This window comes from Nonomuraea monospora, from assembly GCF_039531895.1.
GTDB lineage: Bacteria > Actinomycetota > Actinomycetes > Streptosporangiales > Streptosporangiaceae > Nonomuraea > Nonomuraea monospora.
This window is the reverse complement of the sequence record NZ_BAAAQX010000027.1, coordinates 96,352-112,286: the sequence shown is the minus strand read 5'-3', so window position 1 is coordinate 112,286 and position 15,935 is coordinate 96,352. Positions and strand designations below refer to the sequence as shown.

Here is a 15,935-nt window from a genome sequence, read left to right as displayed (position 1 = left end):
CGGCGCCCGACCCGCCGACGGGGACGGCGCCGGACTCCATCGCGCCACCCGCGCCCAGGCCTCCACGGACCTGTGCAAGGAGCACCAGCGGCATGGGCAGTACGACGCTTCTACGCGCACCCGGGGTGCGGGGACCGGATCCCGGCTCACAGGACGTTGAGGATCGGGGCGGGCGTGTCGGGCACGGTCTGGGCCAGGTGCTGGTCCACCTGCTCCCGGGTGAGCAGCCCGACGTCGTGCAGGAGGTCGAGCGACCGCCGCCACCACGTCCACGCCTCGTCCTGACGCCCCAGGTCGTGGCAGGTCTGGCCGAGCCCCCATGCGGAGGTGGCCACCCCGAAGTGATGGCCGCTCTCCTGCTGGAGCGTGATGGCCTGCCGGTAGGCCGACTCCGCCTCGCCGAGCTGCCCCGCGCTGCGATGGGCGTGGGCCAGCGTGTCGTAGGCGAGCCCCTTCCTGGCCGGGTTGTCGAGCTCCTGCCAGATGGCCAGGCTGGCTCGCGCGGTCGCGATCGCCTCGTCCAGCCGGCCCAGCTTGTCGTAGATCACCGCGCGGTTGCTGAGGAAGATGGCTCGCAGGTCCGGGAGCGCGCCGGCTTCGGCGAGGGCCTGGCCGTTCTCCATGGCGGCGAGGGCGTCGTCGTATCGGCGCAACTGGGCGTAGGTGATGCCGAGGCCATTGTACGTCGACATCATGCGCCGTGGCCGGTCGGCCTGTTTCCAGCAGACCAGGGCCTGCTCCAGGTGTTCGGCCGAGACGGAGAAGCGGCCCATCGCCTGGTTGCGGTCGCCGAGGAGGTGGTGCTCCAGCCCTTGGGCGGCGAGGTCGCCGCTCGCCACGGCGATCTCCAGAGTACGGGTGTGCAGGTCGATCAGTTCCCGGTGCAGGCACCTGCGGACGAAGGGCCAGTACAGAGCGCAGGCGAGACCGATCGCGGTCCGGGGGTCGTCCTGGATGGAGGCGGCCTGGTAGGCGGCGGCGAGCAGGTTGTCGCTCTCCTGCTCCGTCCACAGGTCGGCCTCCTGCGCCGTGGCGAGCGCCACGCCGGGACGGTCGCCGTCGTAGTCGGCCAGGGCGTGGGCCGAGGAGGGGTCGAGCAGCAGGCTGGCGCTCTTGGCGCCGGCCAGGTAGTGGTGGAACGCCCGGCGGACGGCGGCGCGGCGTTCGGGCTCGGGGTGGTCGAGGACGGCCTGCTCGCGGGCGTAGAGGCGGATGAGGTCGTGCATCCGGTAGCGGTCGAGGCCGGCCGGTTCCAGGAGGCGGGCGTCCAGCAGCCGGTCCAGGGCCGCCTCCGCCCGGTGGGCGGGCCAGTCGGTCAGGGCGGCGGTGGCCGCCGTGGTGTGGGTGGGCGTGTCCAGCAGCCCGAGGAGCGTGAACAGCCGGGAGGCGTCCTGTCCGGCGGGCTCCTCCCGCAGGTGGTGGTGGCTGACGGCGATGGCGGTGCGGACCGCCAGGTCGGCGTGGCTCAGGACGTCCAGGCGGCCGGTGGCGTCCGCGAGCCGTCCGGCGAGGTAGGACAGGGTCCAGTCGGGGCGTGCGGCCAGCCGGGCGGCGGAGATGCGCAGGGCGAGCGGCAGGCCGCCGCAGAGGGCGGCGATCCGGTCGGCGTCCGCCGGTTCTGCCTGGACGCGCCGGCCGCCGGTGATGCGGGCCAGCAGCGCGGTGGCGTCGTGGTCGTCGAGGCCGGTCAGGTGGAGGTGTTCCGCGCCGTCCAGGGAGGCCAGGCGCCGGCGGCTGGTGACGATGACGGCGCAGCCGGGGCCGGCGGGGACGAGGGGGCGGACCTGGCTCGCATCCAGGGCGTTGTCGAGCAGGACCAGCACTTTCCTGGTGGCGGTGATGGAGCGGTAGTTGGCGGTCGCCTCCTCCATGGTGGAGGGGACGGCGGCGGCGTCGACGCCCAGCGACCGCAGCAGCCGTCCGAGTACCTGGAGCGGGTCCGCCGGGGGCAGGCCTGCCGTGGCGCCGTGCAGGTCTACGTAGAGCGCGCCGTCGGGGAAGCGGTCCACGGCGGCGTGCGCGGCGTGGATCGCCAGGGCGGACTTCCCGATGCCGCCTGGACCGTCGATCGCGGCGATCGCCACGGAGCCGGGCGCTGCGCCGGAAACAGGCGCGGCGTCGGAGAGGGCCCGGGAGCCGGGCGTGACGCCGGTGAGCACCTTGTCGAGCCAGGTGATCTCGGCCGTCCGCGCGGTGAAGGCGGGCGTGTCAGCGGGAAGCTCAGCAGGGACGACGCGTACGTCAGCGGGTCTGCGGCCGGAATCGGAGCCGGGGCCGAGATCGGGGGCCAGGTCGAGCGCCGGGTCCCCGGCCAGCACCGCCCGCTGCAACCGGCGCAGCTCGGCCCCCGGCTCGATGCCCAGTTCGTCGGCCATGGCCCGGCGCGTCTCCTGGTAGAGCGCCAGCGCCTCGGCGGGCCTGGCCGCCCGGTACAGCGCCAGCATGAGCTGCGCCCGGGGACGTTCACGTAAGGGATGGGCCTCCACGTGCACGGTCAGCTCGCTCAGCACGGCGTGGTGATCACCGGTGGACAGGCGCAGGTCCACGCAGTCCTCCAGAACCGTGAGCCGTTCCTGCTCCAGCCGCGCCGCCTCGATCCGCGCCCACACCTCGCCCATGCCGTGCAGCGCCTCGCCGCGCCACAGCGCCAGCGCCCGCTCGTACAGGCCGATCGCGGTGGGGGCGTCCCGGGTGGCGCGGGCGCGCCGGGTGAGCTGGGAGAAGCGGTGCACGTCCAGGCTCTCCGGCGGCAGGTCCAGCCGGTACCCGCCCGGCACGGTGGCGATGACGTGGCCCGGCAGCGCCTCACGCAGTTTGGAGATGACGATGTGCAGCTGCTTGCCCACGGTGGACACGGGGCTGCCGTCCCACACGTCGGCCGCCATCCGTTCGGAGGAGACCACCTGCCCGGCGCTCAGTGCCAGCCGGGCCAGCACCCCCACCCGCCGCGCCCCGGCCAGCCGCACCGGGGCGCCGTCCACCGTGACCTCCAGCGGCCCGAGCAGGTTGATCTCCACGCTCATGCGGAGTTGTCCCATTCCGTCGTCCTGCGAAGGGGCAGGAGTCTAACGGCCCCGTCGCCGAATGATCCAAGCGGCTGGATGATCAAAGCGTCGATGCGGCCTGCTGGATCCGGACCTGGGTGATGGCGTGGCGGTCGACCTGCACCACGCCGAAGCGCCACTCCCCCGCCGTGACGCTCTCGCCTGGGGCGGTGGGCACGTGGCCGAGCAGGGCCAGGACGAGGCCGGCGACGGTGGTGTAGTCGCCGTCGGGGCGGCTCTCCAGGTGGACGTCGAGGTCGGGCAGGTCGTGGACGGGGAAGCCGCCGGGCACGAGGATGCTGCCGTCCGCGTCGCGGGTCAGGTCGATGACGTCGCGGTCGGTCTCGTCGTAGATCTCGCCGACGACCTCTTCGAGCAGGTCCTCCAGGGTGACGATGCCGTCGGTGACGCCGTGCTCGTCGATGACGAGGGCGAACTGCTGGCGTTCGCTCTTGAAGCGGCGCAGCGCGGCGGCGACGGGCAGGCTGTCGGGCAGCAGGAGCGGCGGGCGGGCGACGTCGGCGGCGGTGACGGCGCTCGCGTCGGTGAGCAGGTCGCGCAGGTTGGCGATGCCGACGGTGTCGTCCAGCGCGTTGTCGCGGATCACCGGCGCCCTGGAGTGGCCGGAGGCGGCCAGGGCCTGGCGGGCCTGCTCGACGGGGGTGGCGGCGTCCAGGGTGAACACGTCCCTGCGGGAGACCAGCACCTCGCGCAGGACGCGCTCGCTGATCTCGACCGCGCCGGAGATGATCAGGCGCTGCTCGGCGATGAAGCCGCGGTGGGCGGCGACCAGGTCGCGGATCTCCTCGGCGCTCACCTCCTCGCGGTGCTGGTCGGGGTTGCCGCCCATGAGGCGGACGGCCAGGTCGGTGGACTTGGCCAGCGCCCACACGACGGGGCGGGAGACGGTGGCGACGAAGCTCAGCGGGCGGGCGACCAGCAGCGCCCAGGTCTCGGCGCGCTGCATGGCCACCCGCTTGGGCGCGAGCTCGCCGAAGACGAGGGTGAGGAACGTCAGCACGATGGTGACCAGCACGATCGCCACGGGGCCCGCGGCGTCGCCGAGGAAGCCGAGCAGGGGCACCAGCGGCTCGGACAGGGTGACCGCGGCCGTGGCCGAGGCCAGGAACCCGGACAGGGTGATGACGAGCTGGATGGTGGCCAGGAACTGGTTGGGGTCGCGCGCCAGGCGCGCCAGGACCTTCCCTCCTGCGCTCTGCTGCTCCAGCCGGCGTAGCTGGCCCTCCCGCAACGAGATCAGCGCCAGCTCGCTACCGGCGAAGACGGCGTTGAGTACGACGAGGATGACGACGAGGGCGAGCTGAAACCAGTAGCCGTCCACGGCAGAAGAGCTCCTTGGAACGATCCGGCCGGGCGGCCGGTGAAAGGGGAAGGGCGAGAGGACGTCGCGGGATCCCGATCGAGCCGCCGGGGGCGGATGCGCGCGCGGGCGGCTCGTGGACGTCCGGACACGTGTTGCGGGCGGTGCGCCGGGCCGGGGCCCGGCCTGGTACTGCACTCCTCCACGGGGTCCAGCACTCCGTTCTACTCCCACAACAGGTCTTATGGCGACAACGTGGGAACCTTCCCTCGCGTTCCCGAACCGCGTCACGAGTTCCTGGCCGCGGCAACGCGCTCAGGCACAGGCGGCCGAACCAGTGCCGCGGCTCAGGCGCGGACGGCCGACCCGTGTGGCGGCTCAGGCGCAGGCATCCGGCCCGTGTGGCGGCTCAGGCGCAGGCATCCGGCCCGTGTCGCGGCGCGTTCCAGGCATCGCGGGCCGGGCTGGGCGGCGGGCGCGGGGGAAAGCAGGCGCGCCGCTGTGGGAGGATCTTTTTCGCCGCACTGGTCAGCGGCGAACGGATCGCCGACGACCCCTTGGGCCGCCCGCTGATCGAGTGCTGCGGCTCGGTCAGCGGGCCCTCGGCCCCCGGTGACGCGTCCGGCCCGTCAGGAGTCGCCGCAGGTGAGGCCCGCCAGCCAGCGGTCGATCTCACCGGGCCAGTCGGTACGCAGCGCCTCGTCATGCCCGGCCGAAAAACGGCCCGCGCGCTTGCCCGCCTCCACGACGACCTCGATCCCGTAGGGCCCGGCGACGAAGGAGAGCCAGACCGCGCCGTGGCCCCGGGCGAGCTCGATCGCCTGGTGGAACGGCAGGTCCTGGCGCACCCCGTCCAGGTGGCCGGCCTGCAGATCGGCGGTCGTGAAGTGGAAGCCGAGCTGCGGGAACGCCTGAAGCACCCGTAGCTGGGACGGCAGCGGCACCACCGCGACCAGGTCAGGCTCGCCCCTGTGGACGGCGTCGGCGGCGGCCACCTCGGTGCGGACGCCGAGGGCCATGCCGGGCAGGTGCCGGCCGAAGATCTCGCTGATCGGCGTCTCCCAGGGCACCGGGATCGAGAACAGCACGCTGCGGTTCTCGCCCCGCCTGAGCACGAAAGGCCCGGCGACCTGCGTGCGGGAGAACTCCCCCGCCCCGGCGCCGCGCTCGATCTCCACCTGGGCGACCAGCTCCAGGGCGATGTGCTGGATCTCGGCGTCGAAGTCGCCGCCGGCCAGGCGCACCTCGCCGCTCAGCGTGCCGCCCGGCTGGATCCGGGGGGTGGTCAGGACGGTGTCCGCCGCAGGGCCGCCCGCGCCGAAGCCGCCCAGCATGCGTTTGAAGACCACGACGTCGTTCTCCCTGCCGAAGGTGGATGGCATGTGTCAGCCGCACCCTCGAACGATCATCGTCGGGGTCTGGTTCCGCAGGTCAGGGAATGCTGTCCGGCAGGTAGCAGGATTGATCAGCGGGGGTCGCGCCGCTCGGCCGCGAGCGTGCCGCCTCACGGGTGGGGAGCGGCGGTGGAGCCGCGGACGACCAGGCTGGGGATGACCGAGAAGTGCACGGCCGAGGTGCGGCCCGCGATGCGCTCCAGCAGCAGCCGCCCCGCCGTGCGGCCCATGACGACGCCGTCCTGGTTGACGGTGGTCAGTGCGATGCGGGGGTGGGCGGCCAGCTTGGTGTTGTCGTAACCGGCCACGGAGACGTCGCCGGGGACGGACAGCCCGGCCTCGTGCAGCGCGGCCAGGACGCCGAGTGCCGCCTCGTCGGCGCCGGCGAAGATGGCGGTGGGGCGCGGTGACCGGCTGAGCAGCTCCTGGGCGCCGCGGTAGCCGCCCTCCTCGGTGTAGGAGGTCGCGACGACGGCGACGTCGCCGTCCAGCCCGTGGTCGCGCATCACCCGCTCGTAGGTCTCGGCCCTGATGCGCGGCGTGCGGTCGGCGGCCTGGCCGTGCTCCTTGTCGAAGGTGATGTGCCCGATGCGCCGGTGGCCGAGGCCGATCAGGTGCTCCATGACGAGCTCGGAGCCGACCCTGTCGTCGTCCACGATCGAGTCGTAGGCCGGGGACCTGTCGTGCCTGCCGAGCACCAGGGTGGGGATCTCGCGGGCCACCTGCTCCAGGTGGCTGCGCCCGGCCAGGGGGGCGATCAGCAGGATGCCGTCCACCTGCCGGTCGATGAGGGCGTCGATGGCGCGTTTCTCGGTCTTGTCGCGCGTGCCGCCCTGGATCATGATCGCCTGGTAGTCGGACTCGGCGAGCTCGTCCACCAGGCCGGTCACTATCTCGGCGTAGAACGGGATGCCGATGTGCTGCATGAGCACGCCGATGGTGTACGCCCGCCCGCGCAGCGCCCGCGCGGCGGACTGGGGCCGGTAGTCCAGCTCGGTGATGGCCCGCTGGACGCGGTCGCGCATGGCGTCGCTGACCCCGTAGTCGTTCCTGATCACCTTGGAGACCGCCGCCTTGGAGACCCCGGCGTGTTTCGCCACGTCGGAAATGGTCACTCTTCGTCGCCGCTCAGGCGCGACCATGGGCATCCCCTTCTCAAGCCGAGTTCTGCCGATCCTACGCCGCCGAGATCACTCCCGCGTGTAGACCGGTCTATGGAGGATAGCCATACGTCCACAAAGCAGCCGCGTTGGCTAGTAGTAGCGTCGTAGACCGGTACACGTTTTTCCTTGACCTGCGTGCTGTGTGACGGCTACGTTAACTCGCACTCGGAGCCGCCCGCCTGGTCGGGACGCCCGCGCGAGAGCAAGAGGAAAGACGAGGATGCCCCCAGCAATCGACCGCCGACGGCTCGTACGACGACACAACCCCGTGCTGACCTCGGCGCACCCCACCGGCGTCCTCACGGTCGGCAACGGCGACATCGCGCTCACGGTCGACGTGTCAGGACTGCAGACGTTCCCGTCCTTCCACGAGCTGGTCCCCGACCCGCACCGGGTCGCCCGCGACGGGCTGTCCGGCCTGCCCGAGCAGCGCCCGCGCGACTTCGACGCCGACGACTTCCAGATCCCCCTGCGCACCCAGTCGAGCTGGGGCTGGTACGAGACGCGCCCCGACCGGGAGCTCCGGATCGAGGACACGGCCACCCTGTACGAGACGTCCCGCGGCCCGGTGCCCTACCTCGACCGCATGGGCCTGCAACGGGCCGGCGACCCGATCGCCGGGGAGTTCGTCCCTGGCGCCTGGTACCACTTCAACCCCCGCCGCGCCCACCTCGGCCGCCTGGCCCTGGTCCGCCCCGACGGGACGGAGCTGGGCGATCCAGCCGCGCTGTCGGACGTCCGCACCGAGCTGGACCTGTGGTCGGGAACGATCCACGCCACGTACGTGCTGGACGGCGAGCGGGTCAGCGTCACCACCGTCGCCGACCCGCACGAGCACCGCTTCGCGGTGCGGGTCGAGTCAGGGCTGCTGCCGCGCGGGTGGGGTGTGGCCTGGGTGTTCGACGAGCAGCCGGACGACCTGGCCGCCTTCGAGCTGCCGCTCGCGAACAAGACGGTCTGGGACGAGCGGACGCCCGGCCACTGGATCGCCCGGCGCACGGTGGAGGCGCTGGCCTACAGCGTCGGCGTCCGGACGACCGGCGGCCTGCGCGAGGAAGGGGAGTCCGCCGTCGCCCGCGCGGACGGCGCCGTCGTCGAGGTCGTGGTGACGCTGACGCCGGACCATCACGGGCCGCACGGCCAGGCCGGGTTCTCCGCCGTCCTGGAGGCCGCGCGGACCTGGTGGGCCGGGTACTGGAGCGGCGGCGGCGCCGTCAGCCTCGACGGCAGCACCGACGAGCGGGCCGCGGAGCTGGAACGGCGGCTCGTCCTGTCGCAGTACCTCACGGCCGTCAACAGCGCAGGGGCCACCCCGCCCGCGGAGTCGGGCCTGACCTACAACACCTGGTCGGGCAAGTTCCACCTGGAGATGCACTGGTGGCACGCGGCGCACTTCCCGATGTGGGGGCGGGGGCGGCTGCTGGAGCGCAGCCTGCGCTGGTACCACCGGGCGCTGGAGGCGGCGCGGGCGACCGCCCGGCGGCAGGGGTATCGCGGGGCGCGCTGGCCGAAGCAGACCGATCCGTCCGCGCGCGAGTCGCCGAGCCACATCGGCGTCTTCCTGCTGTGGCAGCAGCCGCACGTCATCCACCTGCTGGAGCTGCTGCGCGGCGAAGGACACGGGCGCGGGGAGTCGTTCCTGCGGGAGCACTACCCGCTCGTCGAGGCGACCGCCGACTTCATGGCCGACTTCGCCGAGGAGCGCGACGGCTCGTTCACGCTCCCGCCCCCGCTCATCCCCGCCCAGGAGAGCTACCTCCTCGACCGGGCGACGAACAGCGATCCCACGTTCGAGCTGGCGTACTGGTCGTGGGCGCTGGGCGTGGCGAACGAGTGGCGGGCCAGGCTCGGTCTCGAACCGGACGGGGAGTGGGACCGGGTGGCGCGGAACCTGCGCCGGCCCGCCGTGCTGCCCGACGGCACCTACGCCGCGCTCGCGACCCCGCCGCTGCTGATCCGCAAGGATCACCCGTCCATGCTCATGGCGCTGGGCTGGCTGCCCGACACGTACCTGGTGGACCCGGACACGATGTCGGCGACGCTCGACTCCGTGTGGGAGCGCTGGGACCTGCAGTCGAGCTGGGGCTGGGACTACCCCGTCATGGCGATGACCGCGGCGCGGCTCGGCGACGCCGGTCGCGCGCTCGGCGCGCTCCTGCTGCCCTCCCCCAAGAACGTCTTCCTCCCCAACGGACACAATCCGCAAATGCCGGGCTTCCTCACCATCTATCTCCCGGCCAATGGAGGACTGCTCGCCGCGATGGCGCATCTCGCCGCGGTGGTGGAGCGGGGGGCGGAGCTTCCCGGCGGCTGGGTGATCACGTCAGAAGGGCTTACCACATTGAAGGCTTCCCAGAGGTGAGGACCATGCGTACGAAACTCGCAGTACAGGCGGCATCGTTGGCGGTCGCCGGGGCTCTCGCCCTGGCGGGCTGCTCGTCGCCCGACGAATCCGCCACCGGAGGCGTCGAGCTGACGTTCATGAACCAGTCGCGCGGGCAGGAGGCCGCGCTGACGCAGCTCGCGCAGCAGTACTCCCAGAAGACCGGCGTCAAGATCACCGTCGAGACGCCTGGCCCGGTCGACTACCTGCCCAAGCTGCAGGCGAAGGCGCAGTCCAGGTCCATGCCGGACGTCTACTCGTCCTTCGACGCGACGCAGATGGCGCCGTTCTACAAGGCCGGCTGGGCGATGGACCTGTCAGCCGAGCTGAACGCCGGGTGGAGCAAGAACTTCAGCCCGGCCGTGCTCAGGATGTCGGCCTTCCAGGAGGGCAACAACCTGGGCGTCAAGCCCGGCACGTACTCGGTGCACTGGGAGACGCAGACGTACGGCTTCCTCGTCAACCCGGCGCTGACCGGCATCACGGCGGACGAGCCGCCCGCGACGACGACCGAATTCGTCGAGGCGCTGGCCGCAAAGGGCGCGAAGCTCTCCATCGCGGCCTCCCAGACGCCGACCGTCGTGCAGGGCCTGGCCTCGAACTGGCTGACGGACGCCGAGATCGAGGCCACCCTCAGCGGCAAGGCGAGCTGGAAGCAGGACGGCTGGCGCAACGCCTTGCAGTTCCTGCTCGACCTGAAGAAGGCCGGGGTGCTGGCCGACGACTCCATCCCGGGCGGGCAGGACGACCACCCGAACGTGGAGTCGGCCTTCTTCACCAAGAAGCTGGGCGCCATCTTCGACGCCGCTCCCGGCATCGCGGTCGGCCTGCGGACGAACCCGGAGTTCGACGACTACTTCTCCACCGGGCTGCCCAAGGCGCCCGGCGGCGTCCACGACCCGCGCTCGCCCGGCATCCCCGGCAAGGGCGCGGTGATCAACCCGAGGGGTGAGCACGCCAAGGAGGCGCTGGCGTTCGTGAAGTGGCTGACCGAGCCGGAGCAGCAGGCGGTGTTCGCCAAGACCGCCCGCATCCTGCCCACCAACCCGGAGCTGCTCGCCGGTGCGGACATCCCGGGGCAGCTCGCGGGCTTCGCCGCCGGGGTGAAGTCCATGCAGGTGATGTCCACGACGTTCACCCCTGACGTGCACACCGCGATCAAGGCGGAGTCGCAGCGCCTGGTGCTGGGCGAGACGACGGTGGACGAGGCGCTGGCCACGATCCAGGCGGCGCAGGACCGCACGTCATGACGACGCGGCAGCTCGCGGTTCCCGCGCGGCGCCTGTCCCGGGCGCCGCGCGGGAGGCGCACCCTCCACCGCAACCTGATCGGCTGGCTGTTCCTGGCCCCGGCCGTCGCGCTCGTCGGGATCTTCACGATCACCCCGTTCGCGCAGGCCATCCTGCTGAGCTTCCAGTCCTGGGACGGCGTCAGCCCCGACACCCCGTGGGTGGGGCTGGACAACTACGCCTTCGTCGCCTCCGACCCGATCTTCTGGGCGTCCATGCGCAACGTGCTGTTCTTCGGCGTCGTCGGGTTCGTCGCCGGCAACGGCGTCGCGCTGGGCATGGCGCTGGCCGTCAACAGCGTCGTCCGTGGCAGGACGTTCTTCCGCACCGTCTTCTACCTGCCGGGCGTGCTGTCGGTGGTCGTGGTCGGCCTGCTGTTCTCCTTCATCCTGGCCCCCGGCTCCGGCGTGCTCAACCGGCTGCTCGGCCTGGTGGGCGTGGACGGGCAGAACTGGCTGGGCGACCCGGCCGTCGCGCTGCCCGTCGTGGCGGCGGTGTTCGTCTGGTTCCACTGGGGGTTCGGCTTCCTGCTCTTCCTGGCCGGGCTGCAGGACGTGCCGAAGGAGCTGTACGAGGCCGCCGACCTGGACGGCGCGAACCGCTGGTCGAAGTTCCGCTACATCACCTGGCCGCAACTGGCCCCCGTCACCTCGATCGTCAGCCTGCTCACATTGCTGGCCGCGCTCCAGATCTTCGGCACCGTGCAGGTGCTGACCAACGGCGGCCCCGGCCACCACACGATGGTGCCGACCCTCGCCATCTACAACGAGGCGTTCGTCAACTGGCGCTACGGCAGCGCCGCGGCCATGTCGGTCGTCTTCGGCGGCGCGCTCGTGCTGCTGTCCGTGCTCCAGCTCACCATCGCCAGGCGGAGGTCCCGCGCATGAGGATGAAGGTCGGCCTGTACGGGCTGCTCGGCGTCGCCGCGCTGATCGCGCTGTTCCCCCTGCTGTGGATGCTGTCCGGGTCGTTGCAGAGCCTCACGGAGCTGCTGTCCAACGACAGCCTCCTGCCCGCCGACCCGCAGTGGCACAACTACGTGACCGCGTGGGTGCAGGGCGAGCTCGGCGTCTACCTGCGCAACAGCGTCCTCTACACCGGGTCGGCGGTGGCCGGCATCCTGCTGGTGTCCAGCCTCGCCGGGTACGCGCTCGCGCGGCTCGACTTCGCGGGCAAGGGCGCGTTCACGTTCGTCATCCTGGCCGTGATGATCATCCCGGCGCCCGCCATGTTCCTCGCCCAGTACAAGCTGCTCATCTCCCTGAACCTGACGAACAACCCGGCCGGCTACGTGCTGATCCTGATCACCTCGGGCGTCCCGATGTCGACGCTCATCATGCGCGGCTTCTTCGCCGCCCAGCCGCGCGCCCTGGAGGAGGCGGCCGCGCTGGACGGCGCCGGCCCGCTGCGCACCTTCTGGAGCGTGATCCTGCCGCTGGCGCGGCCCGGCCTCGCCGCCGTGGGGGTCATCCAGGGGCTCGGCGCGTGGAACGAGTACCTCATGGCGCTCGTCCTGTTCGAGGACAACTCCCTCATGCCGATCCAGCGCGGCCTGACCGCCTTCACCTCCGCCGAGACGCCGCAGCAGCAGATCCTCCTGGCCGCCACCACCATCTCCATCGTGCCGGTGGTGATCTTCTATCTGATGGCGCAGCGGCACATCGTGAAGGGCATCGGCGCGGGCGCGATCAAGTAGGCAGGCCGGGGATCACCGCGCGGAAGAACTGGCGGATCGCGGTCTCGACCCGCACCGTGTCGCGGTCGAACAGCCACTGCGCCTGCAGCCCGTTGATCAGCGAGACGGTCATGGTGGCCAGGATCGGCGGGTCGATCGACGGGGGCAGCCCCCGCTCGGCGAGCGCGGCGAACGTCTCGGCGTAGAAGCGGCGCAGGTTGCGGTACCGGTCGGCGTAGTACGCGTGCGCGGGGTGGTCGGCCGAGGTCGCCTCGCCGGACACGACGCAGTGCAGCTCCATGAGGCCGGGCCGCAGCTCGTTGTCCACGATGACGGCGATCATGCCGTTGAGTGTCTCGACGGGGTCGGCGGCCGGGTCCAGGACCTTGGCCGACTGCAGGAACTCGGTGCCGCGCTCGTCGCGCAGCGCCAGCACGCCGAGCAGCAGGTCCTCCTTGCGCGGGAAGTGGTGCAGCAGGCCGGTGTGGCTGATGCCGGCGCGCCTGGCGAGGTCCTTCATGGTGGCGCCGTAGAAGCCGGTCTCGCCGAAGGCGTCCACGCACGCCTCGAGGACGCGGCGCCGTACCGCCGCGGTCTTCGCGTACGGGCCGCGGTTGCCGGATGCCGTCATGGACGCCCCTTCAAATTAGTATCGCGATTCGGTTTTCATGCTAGCGTGTCGCCACGCGTCACCCCCATGGTCTCGAGCAAGGAACTCCACCATGCCCAAAGCCCCCTCCGGTTTCCTCTGGGGCGCGGCGACCGCCCCGCACCAGATCGAAGGCAACAACGTCAGCAGCGACTGGTGGGCACTCGAACAGGCGATGCCCGGCATGCAGCGCAGCGGCGACGCCATCGACAGCTACCACCGCTACGCCGAGGACATGCGCCTGCTGGCCGAGGCAGGCCTGAACGCCTACCGCTTCGGCATCGAGTGGGCGCGCGTCGAGCCGATCCCCGGCGCGTTCTCGCGGGCCGAGCTGGCCCACTACCGCCGCATGATCGACACCGCCTTCGGTCTCGGGCTCACCCCCGTCGTCACCCTGCACCACTTCACCAACCCGCGCTGGTTCGACTGGCTCGCCGACGACGCCGTCCAGCGCTTCCAGAGCTACGTGCGGCAGGCCGCGAGCATCCTGGGCGGCGTCCCGTGGGTGTGCACGATCAACGAGCCCAACATGCTCGCCCTCATGATCGGCATGGCCCGCGACGCGCGGGCCCAGCGCTCCACCGAGGAGTGGATGAGCCCCACCGTCGAGGGCGCGGCCCGGCCGGTGCTGCCCGACCCCGACCCGGAGATCGGCGACCGGCTGGCCGAGGCGCACCACGCCGCCCGCGAGGTGCTGAAGGAGCGCACGGGGGCGGCCGTCGGCTGGACGGTGGCCTGCCAGGCGCTCACCGCCACCCCCGGCAACGAGGCCAGGCTGCGCGAGGTGCGCCGGATCCGCGAGGACCTCTACCTGGAGGCCGCCCGCGACGACGACTTCATCGGCGTGCAGTCCTACTCCAGCCAGGCCGTGGACGGCAACGGCGTGGTCCCGCACCCCCAGCACCCGGACAACACGATGACCGGCAACGCCTACCGGCCCGACGCGATCGGCATCGCCGTCCGCCACGCCTGGGAGGCGACCGGCCACACGCCGATCCTCGTCACCGAGAACGGCATCGCCACCCCCGACGACACGCGCCGCGTCGCCTACACGCAAGAGGCGCTCGGCCACCTGTTCGACTGCCTGGACGAGGGCATCGACGTGCGGGGCTACCTGCACTGGAGCGCGCTGGACAACTTCGAGTGGGGCCACTGGGAGCCCACCTTCGGCCTCATCGCGGTGGACCGGGAGACGTTCGAACGGCAGCCGAAGCCCAGCCTGGCCTGGCTCGGCGAGGTCGCCAGGCGCGGGGAGGTCTGATGCTGAAGCCCCGCCCCACCCCCACCCGCGAGCTGGTCAGCCTCGACGGCCTGTGGCGCTTCGCCCTGGAGGGCGGCCCCGGCCCGCTGGACACCGCCCTGGAGGCCGCCGTCCCGGCCAGCTACAACGACCTGTTCACCGACCCCGCCGTCCGCGACCACGTCGGCTGGGTGTGGTACCAGCGCCAGGTCCGCGTGCCGCGCGGCTGGGCGGGCGAGCGGATCGTGCTGCGCCTCGACGCCGCCACGCACCACGGCCGGGTGTACGTGGGCGACGTGCTGGTGGCCGAGCACACCGGCGGCTACACGCCGTTCGAGGCCGACATCACCGAGCACGTACGCGCCGGGCAGGAGTTCCGGCTCACCGTCGCGGTCGGCAACGAGCTGACCGGCGTCACGATCCCGCCGGGCACGATCACCGTCTCCGCCGACGGCCGCAGGAGACAGACGTACCTGCACGACTTCTACAACTACGCCGGGCTGGCCCGCTCGGTCTGGCTCTGCAGCCGCCCGCCCGTGCACATCCAGGACATCACCCTCGTCACCGGCCTCGACGGGACGGTGCGGTACACGGTGGAGACCAGCGAGCCCACGCCGGTCCGGGTCCGCGTGCTCGACGCCGCCGGCACGCAGGTCGCGGTGGGCGAGGGCGCCACCGGGACCGTGCGCATCGAGGACGTCACCCTGTGGCGGCCGGGCGCGCCGTACCTGTACGAGCTGGTCGCCGAGATCGACGGCGACTCCTACCCGCAGCCGTTCGGCGTGCGGACCGTGGAGGTGCGCGGCACCGAGTTCCTCATCAACGGCGAGCCGTTCTACTTCACCGGCTTCGGCAGGCACGAGGACACGCCCGTGCGCGGCAAGGGTCACGACGACGCCTACCTCGTCCACGACTTCCAGCTCATGGACTGGACCGGCGCCAACTCCTTCCGCACCTCGCACTACCCTTACGCGGAAGAGGTCATGGACTTCGCCGACCGGCACGGCATCGTCGTCATCGACGAGACCGCCGCCGTCGGGCTCAACCTGGCCGTCGCCTCCGGGCTCTTCGGCGCGCCGCCGCGTCCCACGTTCTCGCCGGAGACGTACGGCGAGGCCACCCGCGACGCGCACGCGCAGGCCATCCGCGAGCTGGTGGCCCGCGACAAGAACCACCCCAGCGTCGTCATGTGGTGCCTCGCCAACGAGCCGGCCTCCAACGAGGAGGGCGCGCGCGAGTACTTCGAACCGCTGGTCGAGCTCACCCGCGAGCTCGACCCGACCCGCCCGGTCACCTACTCCGCCGTCATGTTCGCCACGCACGACAACGACCGCATCGCGGACCTGTTCGACGTGGTGTGCGTCAACCGCTACTACGGCTGGTACATCGCCACCGGCGACCTGGCCACGGCGGAGGCGTACCTGGAGCGCGACCTGCGCGGCTGGGCGGAGAGGTTCGGCAAACCGGTCATGATGAGCGAGTACGGCGCCGACACCCAGCCCGGCCTGCACTCGGTGTGGGACACGCCGTGGACAGAGGAGTACCAGCAGGCCTACCTGGAGATGCACCACCGCGTCTTCGACCGGATCGAGGCGTTCGTCGGCGAGCACGTGTGGAACTTCGCCGACTTCCAGACCGCGCACGGCATCCACCGGGTGGACGGCAACAAGAAGGGCGTCTTCACCCGTGACCGCCGGCCCAAGGCCGCCGCGCATGCGCTGCGGACGCGCTGGAAGGGGCTCGCCGGGCGCAAACCCGCGAACCCCCGGTAGCGCGC

At 71.8% G+C, this 15,935-nt stretch carries 11 protein-coding genes; 6 read left to right on the top strand and 5 right to left on the bottom strand.

The genetic code is table 11. The annotated features are described in order from the left end of the window. Nucleotides 1–146: 146 nt before the first annotated feature. From ABD331_RS39895 to ABD331_RS39880, 4 genes are all read right to left on the bottom strand, one after another. Nucleotides 147–3,023: an AfsR/SARP family transcriptional regulator gene (locus tag ABD331_RS39895; protein WP_344487249.1), complete on the bottom strand. Its 2,877-nt coding sequence runs from the start codon at nucleotides 3,021–3,023 to the stop codon at nucleotides 147–149. Between the two features lie 82 nt (nucleotides 3,024–3,105). Further along, nucleotides 3,106–4,386, bottom strand: a complete 1,281-nt coding sequence (locus tag ABD331_RS39890; RefSeq protein ID WP_344487247.1) for a hemolysin family protein — start codon at nucleotides 4,384–4,386, stop codon at nucleotides 3,106–3,108. Nucleotides 4,387–4,994: 608 nt separating this feature from the next. Beyond that, on the bottom strand, nucleotides 4,995–5,747 hold the full coding sequence (locus ABD331_RS39885) for a sporulation protein (RefSeq protein WP_344487245.1): 753 nt from the start codon (nucleotides 5,745–5,747) through the stop codon (nucleotides 4,995–4,997). Between the two features lie 122 nt (nucleotides 5,748–5,869). Further along, on the bottom strand, nucleotides 5,870–6,859 hold the full coding sequence (locus tag ABD331_RS39880; protein WP_344487243.1) for a LacI family DNA-binding transcriptional regulator: 990 nt from the start codon (nucleotides 6,857–6,859) through the stop codon (nucleotides 5,870–5,872). A 283-nt stretch (nucleotides 6,860–7,142) separates the two neighbouring features. On the opposite strand from ABD331_RS39880, the gene ABD331_RS39875 reads away from it, so the two are divergent. The 4 genes from ABD331_RS39875 to ABD331_RS39860 are packed head-to-tail and all read left to right on the top strand — an operon-like array spanning nucleotide 7,143 to nucleotide 12,290. Continuing rightward, nucleotides 7,143–9,284 carry a hypothetical protein gene (locus ABD331_RS39875; protein WP_344487241.1) on the top strand — a complete coding sequence of 714 codons (2,142 nt, stop codon included), beginning with the start codon at nucleotides 7,143–7,145 and terminating at the stop codon, nucleotides 9,282–9,284. Nucleotides 9,285–9,289: 5 nt separating this feature from the next. Further along, nucleotides 9,290–10,555 (top strand): ABC transporter substrate-binding protein, encoded by a 1,266-nt coding sequence (locus ABD331_RS39870; protein WP_344487239.1) that lies wholly within the window; start codon nucleotides 9,290–9,292, stop codon nucleotides 10,553–10,555. Next, nucleotides 10,552–11,481 carry a carbohydrate ABC transporter permease gene (locus tag ABD331_RS39865; RefSeq protein ID WP_344487237.1) on the top strand — a complete coding sequence of 310 codons (930 nt, stop codon included), beginning with the start codon at nucleotides 10,552–10,554 and terminating at the stop codon, nucleotides 11,479–11,481. Before ABD331_RS39870 ends, ABD331_RS39865 begins: the two co-directional genes overlap by 4 nt. Continuing rightward, nucleotides 11,478–12,290: a carbohydrate ABC transporter permease gene (locus tag ABD331_RS39860; RefSeq protein WP_344487234.1), complete on the top strand. Its 813-nt coding sequence runs from the start codon at nucleotides 11,478–11,480 to the stop codon at nucleotides 12,288–12,290. Before ABD331_RS39865 ends, ABD331_RS39860 begins: the two co-directional genes overlap by 4 nt. Here ABD331_RS39860 and ABD331_RS39855 read toward each other — a convergent pair. Beyond that, complete coding sequence (locus tag ABD331_RS39855) at nucleotides 12,283–12,900, bottom strand: TetR/AcrR family transcriptional regulator (RefSeq protein ID WP_344487232.1); 618 nt, start codon at nucleotides 12,898–12,900, stop codon at nucleotides 12,283–12,285. The genes ABD331_RS39860 and ABD331_RS39855 overlap by 8 nt on opposite strands. 91 nt (nucleotides 12,901–12,991) lie before the next feature. On the opposite strand from ABD331_RS39855, the gene ABD331_RS39850 reads away from it, so the two are divergent. Both ABD331_RS39850 and uidA read left to right on the top strand, forming a co-directional pair. Beyond that, nucleotides 12,992–14,179, top strand: a complete 1,188-nt coding sequence (locus ABD331_RS39850) for a family 1 glycosylhydrolase (protein ID WP_344487230.1) — start codon at nucleotides 12,992–12,994, stop codon at nucleotides 14,177–14,179. Beyond that, on the top strand, nucleotides 14,179–15,930 hold the full coding sequence (uidA, locus tag ABD331_RS39845) for a beta-glucuronidase (protein WP_344487228.1): 1,752 nt from the start codon (nucleotides 14,179–14,181) through the stop codon (nucleotides 15,928–15,930). The genes ABD331_RS39850 and uidA overlap by 1 nt, the downstream gene beginning before the upstream one ends. The last annotated feature ends 5 nt before the right edge of the window (nucleotides 15,931–15,935 follow it).